Here is a 23,783-nt window from a genome sequence, read left to right on the forward strand (position 1 = left end):
TTATGCCTTCGCTCCTGCTAATAAATGATGATAAATGGCTTCATACTGCTCTATGATTTGCGAAGACTGGAATTTATTTTGCACGGCTGCCATGGCGGCAAGAGAAAATCTGGTGTGCATGTCTTCATCCGTCAAAAGCAAGACAGCATGCTCGGCGATTTCCTCGATATTGCCCATGCCGCATACAAACCCGGTGCTGTTATGGTCAATCACTTCCGGGATGCCGCCGATATCTGTGCCAATACAAGGAACCCCGCATGCCATCGCTTCTAGGAGAACCAAGCCAAAGCTTTCTTTTTCAGAAAGCAGAAGCATCAAGTCGGAAATGCTATATAATTCTTGTAAATTATCCTGTTTCCCCATAAACAAGACAGAATCGTTCAAGCCCAGTTCATCCACCAATTCGCATACTGAACTCATTTCCGGCCCATCCCCGACAAGCAAAAGCCGGGATGGTACTTTTTCCTGAACACGGGCAAATACCTTAACAATATCGTGGACCCGCTTGACTTCCCGGAAATTGGAGACATGGATCAGCACTTTTTCGTCATGCAGCCCCAATTCTTCCTTAAGGTTGTTGGCAGGCTGCGGCTTATAGACGTTCTCATCTATAAAATTATAGACCGTGTGGATTTGCCGGTCAGGATGGATCAATTCATTCGTTTCATGAGCCAACGCATTGGAAACTGCCGTCACATAATCGGATTTTTCAATGCCGAATTTAATGAGCGATTGCATACTGTGCTCAAGGCCCAGCACCGTAATGTCGGTACCATGCAGGGTAGTGACGATTTTCAGATCATGATCGACCATTTGTTTGGCCAATATGGCGCATACCGCATGAGGGATCGCATAATGCGCGTGCAGAACATCAAGTTTCTCCCGCTTTGCAACCTCGGCAATCTTGCTGGCCAGTGAAAGGTCATAGGGTGGATATTGAAAGACCGAATAAAAATTCATATCAACCGCATGAAAGAAGATGCGCGGATGCATTTTCTTCAAACGAAACGGCAATGAACTCGAAATAAAATGGATGTTATGCCCTTTATCTGCGAGCTGCCTTCCCAGTTCCGTAGCTACAACTCCAGACCCGCCCACAGACGGGTAACAAATGATACCAATATTTAGACTCATTTTCTGCCCCCTAATAGATCTTCTGATAGTAAAAGAGGCTTTGTACTGAAAAATCCCTCTGCGTAGTCAACGCCTACTTCTTTTCCAATCATTTTTTCTCTTGATACTACACTATCTATATAGTCGCCGACAAGTGGCGTTTGAAAAGTGCCTTCTTTCACTTTAAATTGGCTGCTGTAGGACTCCAAGCTGGAGATCTTCTGGTGGATTTGGCCGGAAATATCCACTGCAAAATCAGGCTTGTGAAATCCATTGATCATAAAATAATAAATGGCTTCCGCTTTATGCGGATCTTGCTGCTCCGAATCACGGAATTTACGGACACCGGCGGAAAAGGAAGCCTCCTCCACAAGCTTAGCGCAATTGCCGTGATCAGGATGCCGATCGACCGGATAAGGCGCAAAAATGACTTTAGGCTTATATTTACGGATAATGCCAGCCACCATTTCTATATGTTCCGGTGTGAGGAATAACCCCCGGTCCGGCAGCCCGGCATTCACTCTTTTGGCAACACCAAGCACCCGGCACGCTTTCTCGGCTTCCTTTAAGCGGCTTTCGACTGTCCCATTTGAAGACATCTCAGCCTTTGTTAAATCACAAATAACTACTTTCTTCCCCAGTTCGGTGTACTTAGCGATCGTTCCACCCATTCCGATTTCCACATCATCTGCATGGGCGCCGAACGCCAGGATGTCTACTTCTTCTGTCTGCATATTCTAATCACCTTACTTTTTAATCTCTCTCCATTCAATGTCCCCTTGATCCAGACCGCGGATGAGAACTTCAGCAGTCCCCATATTGGTGGCCAGCGGAATCGAATAGACATCGCATAGCCGTACTAATGCTGATACGTCAGGTTCATGAGGCTGCGCTGTCAATGGATCGCGGAAAAAAATCACGATATCCATGTCATCTTGCGCAATTTTGGCGCCGATTTGCTGATCTCCCCCAAGCGGGCCTGATTGATAGCGGGTTACCGGAAGACCGGTTGCTTCATTCACGCGCGAACCTGTTGTTCCGGTAGCGAATAGTGTATGTTTGGCAAAAATACTGCGGTAAGCAGTCACAAAGCGTACCAAATCTTCCTTCTTTTGATCATGCGCAATCAAAGCAATATTCATGATGACCTCTCCTTTTTGCTTATTCGATAATATTCTCCAAGCCGTACACCAAGACATTGATTTTCATTACTTCATCGACAGCCAGCTTGACGCCTGACATGAATGATGCCCGGTTATAGGAGTCGTGGCGCAAAGTCAGCGTCTGGCCATCAGCGCCAAACATCACCTGCTGATGAGCGACAAGGCCTGGCAATCTGACGCTATGGATATGCATGCCTTGCATGTTTGCCCCGCGTGCGCCTTTCAATGTTTCATGCTCATCGGGATGCCCTTGCTCCTTTTGTTCTCTTACTTCCGCAATCATCTGCGCTGTCTTCACAGCTGTCCCGGAAGGAGCATCCAATTTGCGGTCATGATGCATTTCGATGATTTCTACATCAGGGAAATATTTCGCTGCCATCTGCGAAAATTTCATCATTAACACGGCGCCGACAGCAAAGTTAGGCGCGATGATGCATCCCAATCCTTTTTCTTCACAAAGGGATTCGAGCTCTGCTAGATTTTCATCAGTAAAGCCTGTAGTTCCGACAACCGGCCTTACCCCGTGCTTCAACGCGGCAGTGGTATGCTTCATGCCAACCTCCGGTGTTGTCAGGTCAATCAGTACATCAGCCTTAACTTCTGAAAGGCAACGGTCGATATCACTATATATTTTCGCGCTGATGCCGCCAAAGCCGCCGATGTCTTTCAAGTCTTGGCCGTCATGCTTACGGTCGATGACAGCAGCAAGCTCATATCCTTCCGTTTCATGTACGAGTTTCACCGCTTCAGTGCCCATGCGGCCACGTGGCCCAGCCACAACAATTTTAATCGTCTTCATGTCAATCCTGCCCTTCATTTTCCTCAATTTTGGTCCATCTATCTTTATCGCGGGTGCGGAACTTCTCCATAACCAAGTCATGGGCTTCTTCAAGATTAATATCCAAAGAGTTGGCGAAGCAGATGAGAACAAAGAGCATATCGCCCAATTCTTCTTTTATTTCTTTTTCATCTTCACTTGCTTTCTTCGGCTTCTCTCCGTAATAATGGTTCACCTCGCGCGAAAGTTCGCCTAGTTCTTCCGTCATTCTGGCCAGCATAGCTAGAGGGCTGAAGTACCCTTCCTTGAACTGGCTTATGTATTGATCGACTTCCTTTTGCATCTTTTCCATACTTTTAGCCATTAAAAACACCTTCTTCCAAAAAAACGTATAAGGTTGTTCATACATATGCCCCAATGATTCCTACCTGGCCTTTTTACCCGGAAACGGCAGGCATATGGCCATCCTTCTTCATTATAACAAAAGATTTCGCCAACACGATGGAAAGCGCGTTTCTTTTCTTTTTTACAATATGAAATGGTGAATTTCATTAAATTCCCCCTACTATCCTAGTTGAACCCAACCGATTCCAACTGGCGATTTGATCTCAACCTACGCATCTTTGCCTTTATATAAGATGGAAGCAAGCGTTTTAGCCCAGTTAGAATGGGATAAAGTGATTATGCAAAAGACATGCTATAGGATACCCGCATGCTCTCGGAATCTTACCGTATTTGTATAAAACACCCATGCATGCTTGCATGAAATGATTGCTTCATTGGCTATTTCATGATTTTTCCTATATAATAATGAACGCATTGGATTTGCAACGTAGCAGTTAAAAGGAGGTAGTCGATGGTTTACGGATTAAAAATTAAAAATATCTTTTTTATTATTTTGGGCGCTGCCATATTCGGTTTCGGTCTGGTCCATTTCAACATGCAAAATCATTTGGCAGAAGGCGGCTTCACAGGCATAACGCTGATCCTCTATCAACTGTGGGAAATTGACCCTTCCTATTCCAATATTATTTTGAATGTTCCACTTTTCTTTATTGGGTGGAAGTTTTTAGGACGAACTTCATTTATTTATACTATTTTAGGGACTGTCGGCCTATCGGTCTGGCTATGGATCTTCCAGAAATATCAATTCCATATTCCATTGGAAAACGACATGATGCTGGTTTCCCTGTTTGCCGGAAGCTTCATTGGAATCGGCTTGGGGATCATTTTTCGGTACGGAGGCACAACCGGCGGCGTCGATATTATCGCCCGGCTTGTCCATAAATATGTCGGCTGGGGCATGGGCAAAACCATGTTTATCTTCGACGCATGCGTCATTACGTTATCCCTCGTTACCTATTTGGAACTTCGTGAAGCGATGTATACGCTGATTGCCGTATTTATCGGCGCCCGGCTGATTGATTTCATGCAGGAAGGTTCCTATGCAGCAAGAGGAGCTATGATCATATCGGAGAAAAACAGCGAGATTGCAGATACGATCATGCGAGAAATGGAACGTGGAGTGACAGTGTTGAAAGGATACGGCTCTTATTCTAAGCAGGACCGCGAAGTTCTTTATTGCGTCGTCGGCAAGAATGAGATCGTCCGCCTGCGGAACTGCATCATGGCAGTCGATCCGCATGCATTCGTCTCTGTGTCGGTCGTCCATGACGTACTTGGAGAAGGCTTTACGCTCGATGAAAACAAAAATCCGATTGAACGGCATTAAAAAAACGGCACCTCCAATTGTTAGACATACCATCTAACAATTGGAGGTGCTTTTTTAAACTGATCACCGTTACTTCATGGGTATTAGAACACCTATACTAAAAGTATTAAAAACAAAAAGTAAAAGGCATGAGTCCGAACCAATATCGAACTCATGCCTAAGACGCTGCCTAATGAAATAACCGTATCTACCTTTTAAGAGTCACTTCACTAAGGGTATTTTTTATGTCTATTCGTCTCTTGTCATACCTGTATAGATGAGCACTAGACGAACCAATTCCAAAACAGCTACTGCTGCTGCTGCAACATATGTCATCGCCGCAGCATTCAGGACTTTCTTGGTTTCACGTTCTTCCCTGTTGGAGATAATCCCCAATGATACTACTTGGTCCATTGCCCTGTTGGATGCATTGAATTCCACCGGAAGCGTCACAATTTGGAATAAAACAGCCGCAGACATGGCTGCGATCCCAAATAACAGCATGCCCGGAAGATTGGCAAAAATCCCAATCATGATCAGGATCCACGAAAGATTGGAACCGATGTTTGCAACTGGCACAAGCGATGCACGGACACGAAGGAATGCATAATCATGCTGGTCCTGGATGGCATGTCCCACCTCATGCGCAGAAACGGCCGTAGCAGCTAATGAGTGTCCATGATAGTTGTCAGAAGACAGGCGAACGACCTTCGAACGCGGATCATAGTGGTCGCTCAGGAACCCCCTAGTTTCTTCTACAGTTACATTATACAGCCCATTATCGTCTAAAATCCGTCTGGCCACTTCAGCGCCGGTCATGCCTGTGGAAGAAGCAACTTTGGAATATTTATTGTAAGTTCCCTTTACTTTAGCTTGTGCATAGATTGGAATCAAAACGATGATCGCCAAGTAAATTAAATAGCTACCCATTTTAACCTCCTAGTAATGTATTACCTTCTATTCTAGTGACAAAGTATTCACCATGTCAATCATTCAAATCATTTTTGCCTTTTACTTTCTCTTTCAACCCTTTGTATTTTCTCCATCCCACGTAAGATAATGTAGAAATAATGATGCCTCCGGTTGTGAAAATAACCCACCACAAGGAAGGATCCGCTTCATCTTCCTTCATTTTATCAAAAATTTGCTTCATATCGTATTGAAGGACATCCAATTCTTTTTGATCGGCTCCCTGCTTGAACAGCTGGGGGCGAATCACATTGATATACTGAAATTTAGAATCAAGGCCTTGCATTGTTTCAGCATTCAGGTTGAGTTTCATACTGTCATAAATTAAATCATACTGCGACAGCAACTTATTCAGCGATGAATGGAACTGATTCTGATCCTTTTCCTCCACCGCCCTTTTCGCCTCTTCGAAGGTCGCCATCATCTGCCCCTCCATCTCTGTCCAAAGCGGATGCCGGACTGTTTGAATGGCATCTGCAACCAGGCGTAGCTTGGTCAAGGCGGTCACCTTATCGGCAAGATCGGCATTGCTATCCTCCAGAGCCTCAATGGCCTGGTTGTAGGCACTGATCGCCACTTCTTGTTCTTCCACCTTGAAACCCGCCCGGCTGGTCATTTTTTGCAAGGCGCCCACAGAAAAGGCCTCTAATGCCCCCATACTATCTTCATAGCGCTGCAACTTGGCCAATTGCAAGGCTTCATCGCTCTTTCTATCAAATAAATCCAGTTGCGAAGAGGCACTGGCTACATGGTTTAGCATCGTCAAAGGCAGGAAGATCATTAACAGCACAACTATTTTTTTGAACATTTCTATGTCCCTCCTCTTTCATACTACTTATATGAAGGAAAGGACAAGAGTAGACCTATTGTATGGATTACATGGTAAGTTTCCATCTGGGCTTTTTCATGCCAACATAATAACAGATGAAAATGGAGAGAATGCTGAGCCAGAAAGTGGCATAACCGATTTGCTTGATATACAATTCCAGTTCGCCGTACCAGGGCATTTGCAAAAACACATAGTCGATTATTTCATTATGTAGGGTGAACACGGCTGCAACCATCAAGTGCCATGCCTTGATTCTGTAGAACGGCGCATACAAAAGCCCTTGAAGTGCCATGGCAAAATGGGATGCCATCAGCATATAGCCCGTCCAATGCAGAGAGCCCTCCACGATCAGCATAAATAGATTCATCAGCACAGCCCATATTCCGTATTTGAATAAGGAAACCATCGCAAGCGCTTCAAATAAACCCCAATTCTTTCCTGACAGAAAAGCTACCAGTACAAAGACAAAAAACAGGCAAGCGGTCGGACTATCCGGAATGAAAGGAATAAAAACAAGTTTGCTGTAGGCCAACTGGTCTTTATACCAGTAATAGCCATAAATAGTCCCTAGAATATTAACCACCAGCAAAAGCCACAGGACCGGCTTACTGCGCAGCATCGCATAAACTATATTCATGTATGTAACCTCTTTCTAAAATCATCTGCCGGGTTCGCATCAAAACAGTCCCGACTTCTTTCATTCTACAAGTTTACCAGTAAAAAACCAACTTCTAGCATGATAGCAAAAAAGAGCATGTATATACATACTCTTCCCTATTACAGCTATCTTATTGTTTTGCAGGGTCATATGGAGTTAAACAGCCGTCCTCCATGAATAAAACCCGGTCACACAAATCAAGCATCCGATGGTCATGCGTCACCATCACTGCCGCTTTTCGGCTGTGCTTAACTTCGTGGGCCAGCATCACGACGACATCCCGGCCACGTTCCGAATCAAGGCTCGCAGTAGGCTCATCCGCAAGTATGATTTCCGGATTGTTCATCCAGGCCCTGGCAATTGCCACTCTTTGGCGCTCACCGCCCGATAACATCTCAGGATAGAGATCCTTCCGGTGTTCTAGCCCAAGCCGGTTCAGCAATCCGTCAGCACGCTCTTCTACTTCTGCACGGTCTTCTCCGTCCAGCTTGCCGATCAAAAGCAATTGATCCCGTACCGTCAAATAGGGAATAAGATTGGCGGACTGAAAGATAAAACCGATTTTATTCAGCCGGATCTCATTCAATTGCCTGCTGGTAAAATGCTGAATTTCCTCCCCATCCAGAAGAACTGAACCGGATGTAGGCGACAATAAGGCACCGGCTATGGAAAGGAATGTACTTTTGCCGGATCCTGAAGGTCCCACAATCGCTACAAATTCGCCTTCCTTCACTTCCAGATTCACATCATTCAATACTTTGATGGTCGATTGCCCGTCACCATATTCCTTGGTTACATGTTTCAATACTAATTTTCCAGACATTATGCAGCCCTCCCGATTGCTTCGATTGCATCAATTTTTGCCACTTTAAATAAGGAAATCAGTGAACCTATCAATGAAACGGCCAGGAACAATCCGGAACATAATCCAACCATGCCTGCGCTCAACTGGAACGGCATGGATGCAGGCAGCAAAGCAGCGATTCCGTATGTCAATGCAATGCTAAAAGCCAGTGCTAGGACGGTTACAACCAGTATTTGTGAAATTAAGTTAAGCGCCAAGTATCCCGTTTTCGCGCCGATTGCTTTCATCACACCGAATTGATTCAGCTTTTGGATGGTGATCACATAGAAGAATACGGCCAATACAAAAGCGGCGATGACGAACAGAAACGCAATCATCATGAGCAGTGATCCCTGTTCTTCCGAATAACCAGGTATTCCCTTAAGAGCTTGATCCTTGGTGATGATTTCGACGCCAGAGTGGTTCTTGGCCAATTCCTCTCCTTTCTTCTGATCGACTTGAAGGACCAAGGCACTGATGCCATTGCTTTTCCCATCAACTGCATGCGTTCCTTGCAAGGACGACCAAACCTTGAAATTCATGAATAAGACAGGAGAATGCGAGAAAGAAGCATTGGCTGTGAACCCGCTAATCATGAATTCACGGCCGGAACGTTCATCCCTCACTTTATCACCGACGGATAGACCGTGCTCCTTTAATGATTCATCTGCCACCACTTCATTGCTGCTGTTATTTGTGATGCTCTCTCCTTCTGTTACTTTAGGCAAAAGATCGCTATTGGCATCGACAGCAAAGAAAGTGGCATCTATTTTTTTATCGCCGTTCAGCAATGTGGCCATCATGACATTCAATGGCGCCGCCGCTCCTTTTCCTGCTTCTTTGGAAATCTTATCAGCCTCCGAAGAAGCCAGCTGCGAACGAGTCAATCGCTGGTCCGCGTTTTTGTCAACGACAAAGTGGGTACCCTTCATTTCCTGAAGAGCAGAAGCATTATCCGCTGAAAGCCCATTTGCCAGCCCTGTTATAAATAAGGTCAGAAAGGAAATCAACACCATAATCAGACCGATTAAAAGATAACGGAATTTGCTGTGTTTCATTTCCCTGATTGCTAAAAACATCTACGTTCACTCCATTTCTTTTTATATACGTGCATGCATGGAAAGCTGAAACCATTTTTCTAACTAAGCAATAGTATATAAAGGAAATATGAACGCAGCATGAACAATCAGCTTTAGTCGTGTAGAACGATTACAAATGTTGTCCCTCTCAAAGGTTCACTTTCCACCGAGATGTTGCCTTGATGCAAATCAATAATTTTTTTCACGATGGCAAGCCCAAGACCGCTGCTATTGCTGTCTTCCTTTCTGTTCCGGGATTTATCCGCTTTATAGAATCTCGTGAAAATATGGGGCAGGTCTTCTGCAGAAATGCCGATTCCGGTATCGGAAATGGTGACTTGGCACCCTTTTTTCACCTTCCGGACGGAAATGGAAAGGCGGTCGCCTTCATCGGAGTATTTGATGCTGTTTGTGATCAGATTGCTCCATACTTGATGGAGCAATTGCTGATCACCCTTCACATACACGGGAGGCAAATCCAATTCAATCACCATGTCCTTTTCCCTCCAGCTCCATTCAGTCATGGATATAATTTGTTTAATCTGTTGGGACACATTGAATTCTTTTTTCTCCAGATGGCGGCCTTCCTTATCAAGAGAAGCAAGCACGAGCAACTGCTTGCTCAATTGGGAAAGCCGGTTGCTTTCATTTTCAATGATAGATGAATAGCGGAACAGGTCTTCTTCAGTCAGATGCCCGGATCGCAGCATTTGTGCATACCCTTTTATCGATGCAAGCGGCGTCTGGATCTCATGGGAGACATTTGAAACAAATTCCTGCCTCATCGATTCTACTTGATTCAATTCGCGCGCCATTTCTGAAAATTGATTGGCAAGCGTTCCGATTTCATCGTTCCTTTTTACCTGCAGCTTAATATCATATTGTCCTTTGGATACTCTTTTAGCTGCATCAGTCAACTTGGTAATCGGCTTTACAAGGAAGCGGGTGTTAATAACGAATGCCAGCACGCTCAAGCCAGCTGTCAAAACCAATAAGAGAGCAAAGAAAACACGGAGTTCCCCAAATTGCACCTCCGTGTCGGAGCGTATAAACAATGCATAGTTCTCGCCTTTCAGCGTAATCGGGACGCCGACCGTATTGGACAAAGTATTATCAAAGAAACCTGTGATAAAAGCGCTGGATGGAAAAGCGGCAATACCATGATAAGGTTTGCCGGCAGCTACCTGCTGGACGATGGATGAGTCCAGATTTTTCAGCCGGAACTCACCACCGTAAAAAGTGCCATTGTCCTTGCTGTCCGCTACATAAATTTGATAGCCCAATTTCCCGATACTATCTAAATAGTCGTCGACATCCACGGAAGGATTATCCTTGTAGAAGGAAACGATATCGTTGGCCATATGGGTTAATTTCTGATCGTTATTCGGTTTCAAGTTATACTGATAGTATGCATTTGAAATGACAAATGCGATGGTGCTGCTCAAGAGCATGACAACTATCGTCGTGAGCACGATACGATGGTATAAGGTTTTCACTGAACCGGAACCTCCAGTTTATAGCCGACTCCACGCACTGTTTGAATCCGAAAATCCTCATTGTAGGCCGCAAACCGTTCGCGCAGCCTTTTGATATGGACATCCACTGTCCGGTCATCCCCTTCAAAATCAGCGCCCCATATCAGCTCGATCAGTTCCTCACGCGAAAACACTCGATCCGGATAGCTCGCCAGCTGAAATAGCAGTTCAAATTCCTTCATAGGAAGCATATAAATTTTACCGCCGCAATTGACCTCATAGCTTTTACGGTCAATCATCACACGGTTCAAAACGACTTTTTCCGCGCTGGCCATCTCATATCGGCGCAACAATGCTTTTATTCGAAATAAGAGCTCTTTCGGTTCGAATGGCTTCGTCAAATAATCATCGGTCCCAGCTGAGTACCCTCTCTCTTTATCCGGCAACTGGTCTTTGGCTGTCAGGAGAATAACAGGGATATCGTAGTATTCCCTGATTTCCTTACACACTTCATACCCATCTTTGTTCGGCATCATAATATCTACGACAGCCAATTGAACCGGATTCCGCTCCAGCACAGCAATAGCTTCATTGCCATCACTTGCTTCAAAGACATGAAATCCTTCACTGCGTAAATAAGTGGCTACCAATCCGCGGATATGTCTGTCATCATCCGTTACAAGAATGTTTATCATCGTTGATCTCCCTCTTTCGTCCACCGCTGCAAGAAAGGCTGCCAGAATAGTAGCTTACCTGCATTCTGTGGAACCTTATGTATTACCTCCATAATAAAACAACTTCAACACAAAAGAAAACGCACATCTTTTTGGCAGATATCACTTCATGGTATCTTTGGCTGAATCAAAAAAAGCCAACGGCCCTTTAGCCGTCAGCTCAAACAATCGTTATTCTTTTAGATTGGCAATAAATTCGGTCAGCTTCTTCAAGTCATCGTCGCTTCCTTTAAATTGTCCGGGAGGCATCTTGCCTTTACCTTCTTTAGCGATTTTTGCGACTTCTTCAGCCGACAGCCCTGTGCCGCTTAGCTTAGGAGCCATCGCCGATCCTTCCAGGCTGGTTCCATGGCAGCCGATGCAGCTTTGTGCCTGGTACACCGCATAGCCTGGGTCGGCTTTGTCGATTTGCGGACCTTTTACAATTTCCCCTTGTTTCTTGGCAGCATCCCAATCATGATGGGCTACTGAAGCCCAAGTCAGATAGAAAATCGCAATGACCGCCAACATCATAAAACCGGTTGCAAATGGGCGCTTGGACGGGCGTCTTTCCGGACCGCGATCCAAAAACGGCGCAAGCATCAATCCGCCAAAAGCAAGTCCGGGAATGACCAGTGTCCCGACAATATTATACGGCCCTGAAGCATAAGTATACTTAAGCAACTGGTACAAGAATAAGAAATACCAGTCAGGAAGCGGAATATATCCACTAGCGGACGGGTCGGCCATCTTTTCAAGCGGCGGCTCATGAGCTACCGTCAAGCATAAAAATCCAACCAGGAAAACAGCACCTACCATCCATTCTTTCAAAAGGAAGTTTGGCCAGAAAGCTTCCGTTTTTCCCGGATATTCCGAGTAATCCTTCGGAATATTAGGTTTGCGTTCAACAGGAACACGCGAGTCCCCAACGAACTTCATCCCTTTACCACGATGCATGTCATTTCCCTCCTTCGTTCATAAAAAAGGTCATAAATCATATTCTAAACATTCAATCATTTTATAGCGGCCCTGAAATACCTTGTTTACGAATCATCAGGAAGTGAGCAGCCACAAGACCGAGCAATGCGGCAGGCAGGAAGAACACATGGATTGCAAAGAAACGTGTCAGCGTTTGCGCGCCAATAATGGAGGCGTCACCCGCTAAGAGCACCTTGATCTGTTCGCCGATCAAAGGCACCGAGCCGGCAATCTGCAGGCCTACTTTAGTGGCAAAGAGCGCTTTCATATCCCATGGCAATAAATAGCCTGTAAAACCAAGCCCCAACATAATAAAGAAAATTAGTACCCCGACAATCCAGTTCAGCTCACGCGGTTTTTTATAGGCTCCTTGGAAGAATACACGCAATGTATGTAAAAACATCATGACTATAACCAGACTCGCACCCCAGTGGTGCATACCGCGGACGATTTGTCCGAAAGCGACTTCATTCTGCAAGTAATAGACGGATTCCCAGGCGTTTTTAATATCAGGCACATAATACATGGTCAAAAACATTCCGGAGAGAATCTGGATGACTGTGACGAAAAAAGTCAGCCCGCCGAAGCAATAAACAAAGGCAGAGAAGTGGTGTGCCGGATTGACGTGTTCAGGCACTTCATGGTCGGCGACATCCCGCCATAGCGGCGTAATTTCCAGACGCTCATCGACCCAATCATAGATTTTGTTCAGCACAGTTTACACCTCCTTATTAGGGACGATCGGCCCTAAGTTCAAAATTCCTTTTTTCACCTTTACTTCATACATATCAAGCGGTCCTGTAGGCGGTGTGCCAGGAATGTTCGCCCCGTTCTTCTTATATCTGCCGTAATGGCAAGGACAGAAGAATTCATTCGGATTGTTCTTATCGGTATTCCAATCCACGGTGCAGCCCAAATGCTTGCATACCGGCGAAAGTGCAACGATTTCGTCACCTCTCTTATACACCCAAGCAGTTCTCGTCTCTTCGGATTCATACCAGGCATCGACTTGATCAACGGTGAAATTCACGCGCTGAGGCTCTTCCGTCACTTCGCTTTCTTTCAGCTTGGTCGCGACAAAATTTCCTTTTGCATCCGTTTTCAAAACAGGATCGACAGCGAATTTTAACATCGGCATCAGCATGCCAGCAGCCATGAACCCTCCAACTCCAGTCAAGGTATAATTAAGGAATTGGCGTCTGGAAACACGTTGTTTGCTCATACAATTTCCCCCCTTCTGTCAGATAAACTAAGACCAACCAACTTTACCAAAATATTCTATAAAACTAGGACATTACAATGATATATCAATATGGAAATTTGGTCAATATTCCGACAACACAATAAATGGCAAGAATGTGTCATATCTCCTAATTACTTAGACAGTCATCCTGCCCATTTTTCGATAATCATATTCAATGTTTTTTTTACTTGTTCCGCTATAATATCACGTTTATATGATTCATCCATCGTCTCAAGCGGGACCGCAGGAAGGGTGATCAGCTGCTCATCCAGCTCCTTGGCCTCCTTCTTCCAAAAAGGGTCTCCCGTCAACAAAAAGACGTGTGCAAACCCCTCTTCCGTAAGCAGGCGAACCCATTCCTCCGCCTGTACCTGCTTTTTCGCAGATTCTTCACCCGCATTGTAAATCATGGCAGGAAGAAGCAATACACGGCCCTTGAACTGCCTTTCAATCTCTTGGGCAAGGATTGTTATATAATCTGCTTCACTTCCGCTCTGAAGGCGGCGAAAATCAATCCCGACAAGCGGCAGAATCACCGTGTCCACATATTCTTTGGCATTGCTGTACATCTCCATATCTTTGGCTGTCCATTTCATAAAAGTGCACCCCTTTACTAAAACTGTAAAACAATACCATAATAACACTTTTCCCCCAGAAAAATCAGCCCTAAATTCTGTTGGCTGCTTTTGATTTAACAGTATAAAAAAACTTTTGCCTGTTATAAAGAGCTTTGAAGCTACTCCTCCATCTGTTAATCGTCCTACCAGCTGGGCAATTTAAAAAAATATAAAAAATAGGCCATTTTCACTAATATGAAAATGGCCTATCGCTTATTTACGCTGGACGCTCTTGAGCGTGTCGGTCAACCGTTTAAACGCTTCAAAATCATTGCGGTCCAGTGCATCATCGATTTGCTTTAGCAATGCGTCCTGTTGAAAAGCAACTAGTGATTGCTCAAGCAGCTGCTCCGCAATCATTTTGTCCTTCTCATTACTTTCCATCTTTTCTGGTACAAAAGGATTCTTTTCCAGAACCGCTGCATAATGATAAGAAGAATAGGCGGAACGAAAATGAAGAGTAATATAAATATCTTCTTCACGGTTCAGCCGAATATCGTGAAAGGATTTTTCCGCATCCGTTGTCATTACGTTGGATTTATAAAATTTGAACGGTGCTTCTTCCACGCAGTGAGCAGCCATCACTAATCCGCGCGGACAATACTGTGCGTCCTCCACAAAGTGCACATTCTTCATCAGCTGGTCATGGCTCATTAAGTAATTCAAAATCCATACGCATTCTCTTCGCTTTAATTGGTAATGGTTCAGAAACCATCGGATAAATTCTTTTTTCTCGTTCACAGAAACAGGGGCTGCCATTGTATTTCCCTCCTCTGTAGCATTTATTTGGGATTCATCATTTCGGGATAAGGGCGGCCTCAACTGCACTGCCGCCGTCCTTCAATCAATTCTCCAATTGTTCTATTACAGAAAGATATTCCTCATTCCAAGGATCACTCTCAAGTAGCGTCTTAAATATTTCGAGAGTGATCGCCCGGTTTCCTTCCTCTAATGAAAAATATCCGTAATCAAGCAGAAAATCAGTGTTTTCTTTATAAGTCTCATACGCTTCTTCATAGCAGGAGCGCGCCTTATCATACTCCTCGAGCCCATGGTAGCACTGGGCGAGCAGCCAAGCAAATTGCGGGTCGTTTTCCCCGAATTCCTGCACACTCTCAATTGTTTCGATGCAGTCCTCATACATTTCCTTCGCTATGAACAGCTTCGCAAGCGTGATATTTGCTTCCAGATAACCAGGATCTAGGGCAATCGCCTGGCGGAAATAAGAAATAGCCTGTTCTTCTTTTTGGAGCTTCATGGACATTTTTCCCGCCTTGAAATAGAGCTCCTTATTGAATTCATCCTGCTTGATGCCTTCCTTCACTACTTCATAGGCATTTTTATAATCATTCAGTTGTTCATAGGCCGATGCAAGATACAGATACAGAGAATGATATTCATGGTCCAATTGTTTCAGTTCTGTCAGTTTATCAACTGCAGTCTGGTATTGGCCTGCCTGGAAAGCTGTCAAACCGTATTGGAATAAAGTGTGGAGCTCAGTCTTTTGCTTAAGGCTCTTATCATAATATGGAAGAGCCTCTTCGAACTTGCCCATATTGCTGTAAGACTCGGCAATCCGTTGATTAATAGAGATTCCCGCTACTTCATCTTCCGTTTTCAGCACAGATTCAAAGCATTCAATCGCTTCAAGAAAGCTTCCCTGCATATAACATTGCTCGCCAAGCGCAAAATCCACCAGCGGTTCATCCGGCATGATTTTCTTCGCTTCCTTCAATTTATTGTACGCCACTTCCTCCATTCCGGTCAGAGCATACAGATCGGCTTCCAACAGCAATGCGCTCGGATAGACTGGGTCATCTTTCTTTACTTTTTTGACCAAATCCAACGCTTCATCCTCGCGGTCAAGCTCAATTAAGATTTCGGCCAATGAAAGGAGCAACTCCCCTTCATCAGGATGCACCGCTAATAATTGTTCGTATAATTGATAAGCTTGTTCAAGAAAACCCATCTCCGACAATTTTTCTGCCAATACAAAGATATCGTCTTCAAGACCGCTATTTTGTATTGTATGTATATGCCGGTAGGCCTCATCGAATTCACCATTATTTATCTTTTCTATTACTTTATCAACCGTTATCATATTAATCCTTCCTGCTTTAAAGCTTTCTTATTGGAAATACCCCGGCACTGTGATCCTCAGCTCTTCGCCCGGCCCCTCGTCAAGGAAGAACCGGTCGCCGGCACGGATCACCCTATTATGGAATACCGTGTATTGTATATAATCATCATACGTTTTTTTGTCAGGAATTAAACATTCCAGACGATTTTCTTCTATCACATTATAGGAAATATCCCCATCGTGGCGGATTATGCCCCTATATGGGAAAATCCCCAGCTTCTTCAGGCTGTCTTTCGGCAAAGGCTCGTGTAAAACTGCTTGCGGCAGATAAGGGAATTTCTCCTTTATCATGCATTCTTCCCAGCGTGAGGGCTCGCAGGATCCATCAAGGTACTCTGGGACCAGAACCAGCTTATACGGAAAAACCGCCTCCCTCATCCAACTCCAGGCAACAGCATCTAATTCCTCCGTTGAATGAAAGGCAACGAGCAACGCCGGGATGCGCAATTGCTTACAGCGTCTTAGAAGAGAAGGCCGCACTAGCGACAAAGGAATACGGAGAATCAGTACATAGTCCAATGGAAAGGTCATCAGCGATTTCCTTGCTTGATCAAGGCGCAGATCGAGCTTTTTTTCGTAATCCAATGAAACGGGAAAGATGACAGTGGTCGCACCTTTGGATAGACACTCCTTGGCATAATACATCCCTTGCTGCTCCCAGCTTTCCAGATTTCCGAATATTGTTTCCGCCGCAATCATAATCTGCCTGTCCATGTTTAAGCGGACATATTTCATCCTCTTTACAGACACATCTCTCGCATGGATGACCTGACCCTTCACAACCAAATTCGTCTTCTTCAGCATGCCGTTCTCATAAAGAGACAAATGTTCAACAATATATGGCATAAGACCTCTTCCTTTCGGTTATACGCCAATATATGAACATGATGAACCCAATATTCTAAAAACACATGCCTCATCCCGAAAAGAGGACTTTTCTCCCTCTACTATATTATATCTGATTTTTAAATGCTTTTAACAGAATAACACTTTTGGAAAATCTTTTAAATAGAGATTGGAGACTGCCAGAAACCAATCAACCAAAAAACCTTCCCAGATTCATGGGAAGGCAGTCTGGATTTCGCGTTACTGTCTAATCACACTCTTTAAATCTTCAAAGAATGAAGGATATGATACCGCCACGCTGTTTGCATTTGCTAGTGTCGCATCACCGTTTGCAATGAGGGCTGCTATCGCCAACATCATCCCGATGCGATGGTCGCCGTGGCTGTCCACCTCTGCGCCTTTTAAAGGTGTCGGTCCATTAATGATCATTCCGTCAACTGTAGCGCGGATATCCGCTCCCATTTTCTGCAGCTCGGCAACGACCGTATCGATCCGGTTGGTTTCCTTGACTTTCAATTCCTTAGCATCGGCTATAACCGTTTTCCCATCCGCTTGGGTGGCCATAAGCGCAATAATCGGAATTTCATCAATTAATCTAGGAATCATGCTCCCCTTAATCTCAGTCGCTTTTAGCTTGGAATGCTTCACTGTGATGGTTCCCATCGGCTCGGCGCCTTCCTCGGAAGATTCCTGTTCAATATGGAGATCCGCTCCCATTGCCTTCATCACATCAATGATTCCGGCCCTGGTTTCATTCAGTCCCACACGCTCAAGTACTAATTCAGCGTCCTTAGCGATGGCAGCTGCTACCATAAAGAACGCAGCAGATGAAATATCGCCGGGCACTTCTATGCTTGTCCCCTTAAGCTTTTGGCCGCCTTCAACGGAAACCTTCTTGCCTTCTGTCCGGACCTTAACGCCGAACATCCGCAGCATGGTTTCTGTATGGTTTCTTGTCGGCTCTTTTTCAATGACTGTTGTGGTCCCTTCCGCATTCAATCCTGCCAGCAGGATAGCCGATTTCACCTGGGCGCTGGCAATAGGCATTTCATAAGTGATGCCTTTCAGCGAGCCGCCGCGGACGCTCAATGGCGTAAATTTCCCATGCTCGCGGCCATCGATCGCCGCTCCCATCTCACGCAGAGGGTCCACTACACGGTTCATCGGGCGTTTGCCGATGGATTCGTCGCCTACCAAAATCGTATGGATGGGCAAGGCAGCCAGTATCCCCGATATCAGGCGGATGGTTGTTCCACTATTGCCTACATCGAGCACTTGGCCCGGTTCCCGCAACGCGTCTATCCCTTTGCCGTTAATGATTACGCGTGAACCTTCCCTTTGGATATCCACGCCTAATTTACGAAAGCAAGAGATTGTGCTCAGGCAATCCTCCCCTTCCAAAAAATGCTCGACCACTGTCCGTCCTTCAGCCAGAGAACCGAACATGATGGCCCGATGCGAAATTGACTTATCTCCGGGGACCGCTATAGTTCCCTGAAGTTTGTTGGCTCCTGTTTGTAAGGATAATTGACTCATTGTTTCACCCTGCTCTTTCTTCAGGCAATATATACGCCATAATTTGTATAACGTTCAAGGCATGCTTCCGCTGCTTTGCGATCTTCTTCACATTGAAACGAAATAACGAGCACACCGTATAGTTCTTCTCTTGTCTCTAATATTCGGATATTAGTGATGGAAATTTTTTCTTTCGCTAAGTAGCCTGTTATTTCGGAAATGACCCCCGAATAATCCGGTACATCCACATACAAATCAAAAAAGGCTGGAATAGCGCCTTGGGACCGTACCGGCAGGTCGTCTCTGAACTCTTTGGCCTCTTGGAAAAAAGCATAAATCCGCTCACTGTCATTATCCAGCAAAAACGCCTGAACCGCCTTCATCTCGACCATCCATTCCTCTAAAAGGCCGAGAAGAATATCGCGGTTGTGCAGAAGAATGTCCCGCCACATTGCCGGACTGCTTGACGCAATTCTCGTGATATCACGGAAGCCGCCAGCAGCCAACCGGGTGATCAATTCATTTTCCAATGTTCCCTTTTTCGCCTGATGGACGAGACTAGCAGCAATGATATGGGGAAAGTGCGAGATGATGCCCGTTAATTGATCATGCATGCCGGGAGAAACGACCAGGAATTTGGCCTTTGTCCCCCGAAGCCATGCCTTGAGTTCGGCCGTCTTCTTTTCTTCCACGCCGGTTCCGGGTGTCAGTAGATAAAAAGCGTTCTCAAAAAGATGGGCTTTGGCTGCAGCCGGCCCGGTCTTATGGGAGCCCGCCATTGGATGCCCACCGATAAAAGTGGCTCCAGTCCCGTCAAGGACAGCAGCCGTTTCTGTTATTTTCACTTTTGTACTTCCGACATCGCTTATAATGCACCGTTCTTTCAAATCATAGGCAGACAACTCTTTTAGGATGGCCTCCGTTTGCTTGACTGGAGTGCCTATTATGATTAAGTCAGCTCTTTCCGCCCCTTCCTTCATATTCGAGGAAATATGGTCGATAATACCAAGGGCTTTGGCCAGCTGCAAATGGTTTTGGTTGATATCAAAACCACTGACTGTCGCATCGCGATGCGTATTTTTTATCGCCAAAGCAACCGAACTGCCGATCAGTCCCAGCCCGATGACAAAGACTTCTCCTCTCAATGAAGATCTCTCCTTTGCTATTAGGCTAATTTGCCCGTTCTTTGTGTTTCAAGGAAGCCCTGCAACTGCTCCAAGAATCCTTCGTTTTCCTCAGCACTGCCAACCGTCACGCGGATGTAGGTAGGAAATCCAAGGGCCTGGCCGCTTCTGATAATATATCCCTTGCTCATAAGATATTCGAAAGCTTTATTAGCATCAGCCTTCACGTCCATTAGAATGAAGTTTGCTTGCGAAGGGAAGTAGTGTAATCCTTCTCTTTCACAGAATGAATAGAACTGCTCCAAGCCTTTTCGGTTTTTCTCCCGGCAATCCTTAATAAAATCTTGGTCGCCCAAAGCAATCTCGCCGACCGCCTGGCCAAGTGTATTCACATTAAAAGGCTGGCGGACAGGCTCCAATTGAGAAATGATGTCTAGATTGCCATAGCCATAGCCTACACGGAAAGAGGCCAATCCATAAATCTTGGAAAAGGTGCGCACTGCGATCAGATTAGGATATCGTTTGATCAGCTCCAAGCTATCAGGGTAATCTTCGGCAGTGACATATTCACGGTATGCTTCATCAAGCACAACCAAAACGTCGCGGGGCACGTCATCCAAGAAAGCAGTCAATTCTTCGCTCGTTATGTAGACACCTGTCGGGTTGTTCGGTGAGCATACCCACACAACTGCAGTATCCTCGTCAATGGCCTCAAGCATGGCAGGCAAATCATGTTTACCGTCCACTAGGGGCACTTCCCTGATTTCCGCCCCTTCCACTGTTGCATTGTGTTTGTATTGAGAGAAAGAAGGGTTCGCCATCACGGTATTATTGCCAGGCTGCAAAAGGCTGCGGGAAATGATGCTCAGGAGATCATCGGAACCATTGCCGAGAATGATTTGTTCAGTTGGAAGTTGCAGATAATCTGATAATGCTTTTTTCAAAGAGGAAGCCGCGCCATCAGGATACAGTTCGAATTGAGTGGTGCCTTCCTGCAAGGCTTTCCTTACAGTCGGTGAATAGCCATATGGATTTTCATTGCTTGCTAATTTTGTAATGTTTTCTAACCCGTAAGCCTGCTTCACTTCATTAATCGTTCTTCCTGGTTGGTAGGATTGCAAACCGATAATTTTTTCTTTCCATTTCATATGGATCGTCCCCTTTTCAACTCAAATTTTCCACCACTTTATCTATATAAAAACGATAGAGAAACAACAGATTCCCTTTACATCGCTATATACCTTAATGCAGATTGCCAGCTTAGCAGAACTCTTATAGAACTCGGGTGTCTATGTATGCTTTTCAGCGAGGTCAGGCCGGAGGGAAACAGCTCCATGCTGATAAATATGGCGGATTTCCCGCTGCTTTTTATCTGTGTTCCAATGAAGCATAACACGCACACATTGTGTGAGCGAGCCTGGCACTTCTATTTCCCTCACGCACATCACAGGAACATATGTCCATCCCTCGATCGTACGGAGAGCCCTTGCCGGAAACGCGGCAGTAAGGTCAGCTGTTACAGAAATCAGAACAGAGCAGACATCTTCAGCCACAATATTATTTTGCGCAATCATTTCCAACAGAAGTTCTTCCGTCTTGCCGATCACTTCAATTTCGTCATTACGGTCTACTGTGGTTGCTCCTCTGACTCCACGTGTCATACATTTTCCTCCCATCAATCGAAATACCTCTTCAAACTGTCTAGAACTTCTTCTTTTGTCAAAGAAAGAGTGACAGGCTCTCCGACTTTCTTTAGTAAAACAAAAGTGATGTTTTCCCCAGTTGTTTTCTTGTCCTTCTTCATGCTTTCAAGTAAATCCTCATGCGAACACTGCGGCAAGTCAAGACGATAGCCCAATTTAGCGCTCCATTGTTCAAATTGCCCCAAATCGAATGCCAATCCAAGTTTGTCCATGCTTATTTGCAAAGCAAACCACATGCCTGTCCAGACCGCTTCTCCGTGGGTCACATTTCCATATCCTGCATTCGCTTCAATGCTGTGCCCCAGCGTATGCCCGAAATTAAGAAAAGCCCTGACGCCTTTCTCCATCTCATCCTGACTGACAATGGATTCTTTGATGGCGATCCCCTTCATGATGATATGTTCCAATAAATCACCGTGCAAATCGGATATATCCTGTACATCATCCAACAGTTTAAGATAGAAATCCTTATCCAGTATTAATCCATGTTTCACCGCTTCGGCAAAACCGGAACGAAGCTCACGCTCGCTCAAGCTGCTGATAAAACGCCAATTATAAAAAACAGCTTCGGGCTGATGGAAGGCCCCGACCATATTTTTGCCCAGTGGATGATTGATTGCAGTTTTTCCTCCCACGGCGCTGTCATGGGCCAATAAGGTTGTCGGGATACCGATAAACCGGATTCCCCTCATGTACGTGGCCGCTACAAAACCGGCAAGATCACCGATCGCTCCCCCGCCAAAAGCTAGGACAACCGAATTTCTGTTAATCTCATGTTCCAGGCCTTCTTTATGGCAAAACTCAAAAACAGAAAACGATTTGGCCTTCTCTCCACTAGGAACAATCGTCGTCACCACTTTTTTCTTGTAATAAGGAACAATGGCATCTAATAGCTCCTGCAAATAGAGGCCAGCTACCTGTTCATCCGCAATAACCCAGACTTTGGATATCTCATCCAGCTCGGTTTGCATAAATTCCCCCAAGTAATCAAGCACGTCTTTGCCTACAAAAACCGGATATGTCTTAGATGCTGTGTTAATTGTCAATTGCTTCATGGCTTCAATACTCCTTTTGCTGTTTCCGATAGGTTTCCAAGTATTCCGCCAATCCAGTGAACGTATCACTCGGAAATTGCTCCACGATTGCAGCCGCAAGCTCCCATGCCACTACCGCTTCCGCTACCACTGCTGCTGCAGGTACCGCACAGCTATCGGATCTCTCCACGCTTGCCGTAAACTCCTCTTTGGTGTTGATATCCACGCTTCTGAGTGGCTTATAGAGTGTTGGGATTGGTTTCATAACACCGCGGACAACAATCGGCATGCCTGTAGACATACCGCCTTCCACGCCCCCAAGGCGATTAGTCAGACGGTAAAAACCTTTTTCTTCACTCCAGGCAATTTCATCATGCACTTCTGATCCGAAACGATCGGCGGCCTCAAAACCGATGCCGATTTCCGCCCCTTTGAACGCATTGATGCTTAGGATTGCCCCGGCAAGCTTTGAATCAAGCTTGCGGTCATAATGGACATAGCTGCCTACTCCTGCCGGCATGCCCTCAACGATTACCTCGACAACCCCTCCGATGGAATCGCCAGCCGCTTTTGCCTGGTCAATAGCATCCATCATTTTTTGCCCCGCTTCCGGGTCAAGGCAGCGGACAGGAGATTCTTCGGTAATACGCTGCAAATCTTCTATTGATTCATAGGTGTTCACGTTCGATTGTATTCCGCCAATTTTAACAACATGCGAACCAATCTTGATCCCAAGATGTGAAAGCAAGGTTTTTGCCAAGGCCCCTGCCGCCACACGGACCGTGGTTTCCCGGGCAGACGACCGTTCAAGAACATTGCGCAAATCGCGGTGCCCATACTTCAGGCCGCCGTTCAAGTCTGCATGCCCCGGACGCGGCCGTGTAACCACCCTGCCCATCTCTTCAGTTTCCTGTTCATCGATTGGTTCAATACCCATAATGTTTGTCCAATGCTTCCAGTCATTATTCTCTACAACCAATGCAATCGGTGAGCCTAACGTCTTTCCATGACGGACACCGGCAGTGATTTTGGCCTGGTCCTTCTCTATTTTCATTCTTCTGCCGCGTCCATGTCCCTTCTGTCGACGGGCAAGGTCTTGATTGATGTCTTCAGCAGTAAGGGGCATACCAGCAGGCATCCCTTCGATTATGGTTGTTAATTGTGGTCCATGTGATTCTCCCGCTGTCAAATATCGCACAATCCTCATCTCCTTTTAGCGCTTTAAAGCTTTTATGTAACAATATATCACAA

26 protein-coding genes are annotated in these 23,783 nt (G+C 45.4%); 1 reads left to right on the forward strand and 25 read right to left on the reverse strand.

Annotated elements, in window-relative coordinates:
* From bshA to BN1765_RS12260, 5 genes are read right to left on the reverse strand one after another with little or no spacing between them, the layout of a single operon-like run.
* Complete coding sequence (bshA, locus tag BN1765_RS12240; protein WP_050615402.1) at window positions 1-1,134, reverse strand: N-acetyl-alpha-D-glucosaminyl L-malate synthase BshA; 1,134 nt, start codon at window positions 1,132-1,134, stop codon at window positions 1-3.
* Window positions 1,131-1,847, reverse strand: a complete 717-nt coding sequence (gene bshB1 / locus BN1765_RS12245) for a bacillithiol biosynthesis deacetylase BshB1 (RefSeq protein WP_050615403.1) — start codon at window positions 1,845-1,847, stop codon at window positions 1,131-1,133. Before bshB1 ends, bshA begins: the two co-directional genes overlap by 4 nt.
* Before the next feature lie 12 nt (window positions 1,848-1,859).
* Window positions 1,860-2,255, reverse strand: a complete 396-nt coding sequence (gene mgsA, locus BN1765_RS12250; protein ID WP_050615404.1) for a methylglyoxal synthase — start codon at window positions 2,253-2,255, stop codon at window positions 1,860-1,862.
* Window positions 2,256-2,274: 19 nt separating this feature from the next.
* On the reverse strand, window positions 2,275-3,075 hold the full coding sequence (gene dapB, locus BN1765_RS12255; protein WP_050615405.1) for a 4-hydroxy-tetrahydrodipicolinate reductase: 801 nt from the start codon (window positions 3,073-3,075) through the stop codon (window positions 2,275-2,277).
* A gap of 1 nt (window position 3,076) precedes the next feature.
* Window positions 3,077-3,418: a nucleotide pyrophosphohydrolase gene (locus tag BN1765_RS12260; protein WP_050615406.1), complete on the reverse strand. Its 342-nt coding sequence runs from the start codon at window positions 3,416-3,418 to the stop codon at window positions 3,077-3,079.
* 492 nt (window positions 3,419-3,910) lie between these two features.
* Between BN1765_RS12260 and BN1765_RS12270 the strand changes: the two genes are divergently transcribed.
* Window positions 3,911-4,786, forward strand: coding sequence for a YitT family protein (locus BN1765_RS12270; protein ID WP_050615408.1), 876 nt, complete (start codon window positions 3,911-3,913; stop codon window positions 4,784-4,786).
* A gap of 228 nt (window positions 4,787-5,014) precedes the next feature.
* Here BN1765_RS12270 and BN1765_RS12275 read toward each other — a convergent pair whose 3' ends face one another.
* The 20 genes from BN1765_RS12275 to aroC form a co-directional block, all read right to left on the reverse strand.
* The gene (locus tag BN1765_RS12275; protein ID WP_050615409.1) at window positions 5,015-5,695 is read right to left on the reverse strand and encodes a zinc metallopeptidase; all 681 of its coding nucleotides are present in this window, start codon (window positions 5,693-5,695) and stop codon (window positions 5,015-5,017) included.
* A 55-nt stretch (window positions 5,696-5,750) separates the two neighbouring features.
* A complete protein-coding gene (locus BN1765_RS12280; protein ID WP_050615410.1) occupies window positions 5,751-6,542 on the reverse strand; it encodes a sporulation protein YpjB in 792 nt (263 codons plus the stop codon).
* A 67-nt stretch (window positions 6,543-6,609) separates the two neighbouring features.
* Window positions 6,610-7,200, reverse strand: a complete 591-nt coding sequence (gene lhaT, locus BN1765_RS12285; protein WP_050615411.1) for a lipoprotein heptaprenylglyceryl N-acetyltransferase LhaT — start codon at window positions 7,198-7,200, stop codon at window positions 6,610-6,612.
* 151 nt (window positions 7,201-7,351) lie between these two features.
* Entirely contained in the window at window positions 7,352-8,044 is a 693-nt protein-coding gene (locus BN1765_RS12290) for an ABC transporter ATP-binding protein (protein WP_050615412.1), read from the reverse strand.
* A complete protein-coding gene (locus tag BN1765_RS12295; RefSeq protein WP_050615413.1) occupies window positions 8,044-9,144 on the reverse strand; it encodes an ABC transporter permease in 1,101 nt (366 codons plus the stop codon). The genes BN1765_RS12290 and BN1765_RS12295 overlap by 1 nt, the downstream gene beginning before the upstream one ends.
* A gap of 113 nt (window positions 9,145-9,257) precedes the next feature.
* On the reverse strand, window positions 9,258-10,640 hold the full coding sequence (locus tag BN1765_RS12300; RefSeq protein WP_050615414.1) for a sensor histidine kinase: 1,383 nt from the start codon (window positions 10,638-10,640) through the stop codon (window positions 9,258-9,260).
* Window positions 10,637-11,314, reverse strand: coding sequence for a response regulator transcription factor (locus tag BN1765_RS12305; protein WP_050615415.1), 678 nt, complete (start codon window positions 11,312-11,314; stop codon window positions 10,637-10,639). The genes BN1765_RS12300 and BN1765_RS12305 overlap by 4 nt, the downstream gene beginning before the upstream one ends.
* A 210-nt stretch (window positions 11,315-11,524) precedes the next feature.
* Entirely contained in the window at window positions 11,525-12,289 is a 765-nt protein-coding gene (locus BN1765_RS12310; protein WP_050615416.1) for a menaquinol-cytochrome c reductase cytochrome b/c subunit, read from the reverse strand.
* A gap of 61 nt (window positions 12,290-12,350) precedes the next feature.
* Window positions 12,351-13,025: a menaquinol-cytochrome c reductase cytochrome b subunit gene (gene qcrB / locus BN1765_RS12315; RefSeq protein ID WP_050615417.1), complete on the reverse strand. Its 675-nt coding sequence runs from the start codon at window positions 13,023-13,025 to the stop codon at window positions 12,351-12,353.
* A 3-nt stretch (window positions 13,026-13,028) separates the two neighbouring features.
* Entirely contained in the window at window positions 13,029-13,532 is a 504-nt protein-coding gene (locus BN1765_RS12320; RefSeq protein WP_050615418.1) for a QcrA and Rieske domain-containing protein, read from the reverse strand.
* A gap of 164 nt (window positions 13,533-13,696) precedes the next feature.
* Window positions 13,697-14,149 carry a YpiF family protein gene (locus tag BN1765_RS12325; protein ID WP_050615419.1) on the reverse strand — a complete coding sequence of 151 codons (453 nt, stop codon included), beginning with the start codon at window positions 14,147-14,149 and terminating at the stop codon, window positions 13,697-13,699.
* A 234-nt stretch (window positions 14,150-14,383) separates the two neighbouring features.
* Complete coding sequence (locus tag BN1765_RS12330; protein WP_050615420.1) at window positions 14,384-14,929, reverse strand: ReoY family proteolytic degradation factor; 546 nt, start codon at window positions 14,927-14,929, stop codon at window positions 14,384-14,386.
* An 85-nt stretch (window positions 14,930-15,014) separates the two neighbouring features.
* Window positions 15,015-16,271: a tetratricopeptide repeat protein gene (locus tag BN1765_RS12335; RefSeq protein WP_050615421.1), complete on the reverse strand. Its 1,257-nt coding sequence runs from the start codon at window positions 16,269-16,271 to the stop codon at window positions 15,015-15,017.
* A 27-nt stretch (window positions 16,272-16,298) separates the two neighbouring features.
* Window positions 16,299-17,156, reverse strand: a complete 858-nt coding sequence (locus BN1765_RS12340; RefSeq protein ID WP_050615422.1) for a hypothetical protein — start codon at window positions 17,154-17,156, stop codon at window positions 16,299-16,301.
* Window positions 17,157-17,396: 240 nt separating this feature from the next.
* Window positions 17,397-18,692: a 3-phosphoshikimate 1-carboxyvinyltransferase gene (gene aroA / locus BN1765_RS12345; protein ID WP_050615423.1), complete on the reverse strand. Its 1,296-nt coding sequence runs from the start codon at window positions 18,690-18,692 to the stop codon at window positions 17,397-17,399.
* Between the two features lie 20 nt (window positions 18,693-18,712).
* Window positions 18,713-19,816: a prephenate dehydrogenase gene (locus tag BN1765_RS12350; protein WP_050615424.1), complete on the reverse strand. Its 1,104-nt coding sequence runs from the start codon at window positions 19,814-19,816 to the stop codon at window positions 18,713-18,715.
* Window positions 19,817-19,836: 20 nt separating this feature from the next.
* A complete protein-coding gene (gene hisC, locus BN1765_RS12355) occupies window positions 19,837-20,943 on the reverse strand; it encodes a histidinol-phosphate transaminase (RefSeq protein ID WP_050615425.1) in 1,107 nt (368 codons plus the stop codon).
* 141 nt (window positions 20,944-21,084) lie between these two features.
* Complete coding sequence (aroH, locus tag BN1765_RS12360) at window positions 21,085-21,456, reverse strand: chorismate mutase (protein WP_050615426.1); 372 nt, start codon at window positions 21,454-21,456, stop codon at window positions 21,085-21,087.
* A 14-nt stretch (window positions 21,457-21,470) separates the two neighbouring features.
* Window positions 21,471-22,553: a 3-dehydroquinate synthase gene (gene aroB / locus BN1765_RS12365; protein WP_050615427.1), complete on the reverse strand. Its 1,083-nt coding sequence runs from the start codon at window positions 22,551-22,553 to the stop codon at window positions 21,471-21,473.
* Between the two features lie 4 nt (window positions 22,554-22,557).
* On the reverse strand, window positions 22,558-23,730 hold the full coding sequence (gene aroC / locus BN1765_RS12370) for a chorismate synthase (protein ID WP_050615428.1): 1,173 nt from the start codon (window positions 23,728-23,730) through the stop codon (window positions 22,558-22,560).
* Between the last annotated feature and the right edge of the window lie 53 nt (window positions 23,731-23,783).

This window comes from Bacillus testis, assembly GCF_001243895.1.
Taxonomy (GTDB): Bacteria; Bacillota; Bacilli; order Bacillales; family DSM-1321; genus Bacillus_AD; species Bacillus_AD testis.

Bases quoted from the DNA above. Each gene is read 5' to 3' on its own strand.
- bshA (WP_050615402.1), bottom strand. From the start codon at position 1,134: ATGAGTCTAAATATTGGTATCATTTGTTACCCGTCTGTGGGCGGGTCT.
- bshB1 (WP_050615403.1), bottom strand. From the start codon at position 1,847: ATGCAGACAGAAGAAGTAGACATCCTGGCGTTCGGCGCCCATGCAGAT.
- mgsA (WP_050615404.1), bottom strand. From the start codon at position 2,255: ATGAATATTGCTTTGATTGCGCATGATCAAAAGAAGGAAGATTTGGTA.
- dapB (WP_050615405.1), bottom strand. From the start codon at position 3,075: ATGAAGACGATTAAAATTGTTGTGGCTGGGCCACGTGGCCGCATGGGC.
- BN1765_RS12260 (WP_050615406.1), bottom strand. From the start codon at position 3,418: ATGGCTAAAAGTATGGAAAAGATGCAAAAGGAAGTCGATCAATACATA.
- BN1765_RS12270 (WP_050615408.1), top strand. From the start codon at position 3,911: ATGGTTTACGGATTAAAAATTAAAAATATCTTTTTTATTATTTTGGGC.
- BN1765_RS12275 (WP_050615409.1), bottom strand. From the start codon at position 5,695: ATGGGTAGCTATTTAATTTACTTGGCGATCATCGTTTTGATTCCAATC.
- BN1765_RS12280 (WP_050615410.1), bottom strand. From the start codon at position 6,542: ATGTTCAAAAAAATAGTTGTGCTGTTAATGATCTTCCTGCCTTTGACG.
- lhaT (WP_050615411.1), bottom strand. From the start codon at position 7,200: ATGAATATAGTTTATGCGATGCTGCGCAGTAAGCCGGTCCTGTGGCTT.
- BN1765_RS12290 (WP_050615412.1), bottom strand. From the start codon at position 8,044: ATGTCTGGAAAATTAGTATTGAAACATGTAACCAAGGAATATGGTGAC.
- BN1765_RS12295 (WP_050615413.1), bottom strand. From the start codon at position 9,144: ATGTTTTTAGCAATCAGGGAAATGAAACACAGCAAATTCCGTTATCTT.
- BN1765_RS12305 (WP_050615415.1), bottom strand. From the start codon at position 11,314: ATGATAAACATTCTTGTAACGGATGATGACAGACATATCCGCGGATTG.
- BN1765_RS12310 (WP_050615416.1), bottom strand. From the start codon at position 12,289: ATGCATCGTGGTAAAGGGATGAAGTTCGTTGGGGACTCGCGTGTTCCT.
- BN1765_RS12320 (WP_050615418.1), bottom strand. From the start codon at position 13,532: ATGAGCAAACAACGTGTTTCCAGACGCCAATTCCTTAATTATACCTTG.
- BN1765_RS12325 (WP_050615419.1), bottom strand. From the start codon at position 14,149: ATGAAATGGACAGCCAAAGATATGGAGATGTACAGCAATGCCAAAGAA.
- BN1765_RS12330 (WP_050615420.1), bottom strand. From the start codon at position 14,929: ATGGCAGCCCCTGTTTCTGTGAACGAGAAAAAAGAATTTATCCGATGG.
- BN1765_RS12335 (WP_050615421.1), bottom strand. From the start codon at position 16,271: ATGATAACGGTTGATAAAGTAATAGAAAAGATAAATAATGGTGAATTC.
- BN1765_RS12340 (WP_050615422.1), bottom strand. From the start codon at position 17,156: ATGCCATATATTGTTGAACATTTGTCTCTTTATGAGAACGGCATGCTG.
- aroA (WP_050615423.1), bottom strand. From the start codon at position 18,692: ATGAGTCAATTATCCTTACAAACAGGAGCCAACAAACTTCAGGGAACT.
- hisC (WP_050615425.1), bottom strand. From the start codon at position 20,943: ATGAAATGGAAAGAAAAAATTATCGGTTTGCAATCCTACCAACCAGGA.
- aroH (WP_050615426.1), bottom strand. From the start codon at position 21,456: ATGACACGTGGAGTCAGAGGAGCAACCACAGTAGACCGTAATGACGAA.
- aroB (WP_050615427.1), bottom strand. From the start codon at position 22,553: ATGAAGCAATTGACAATTAACACAGCATCTAAGACATATCCGGTTTTT.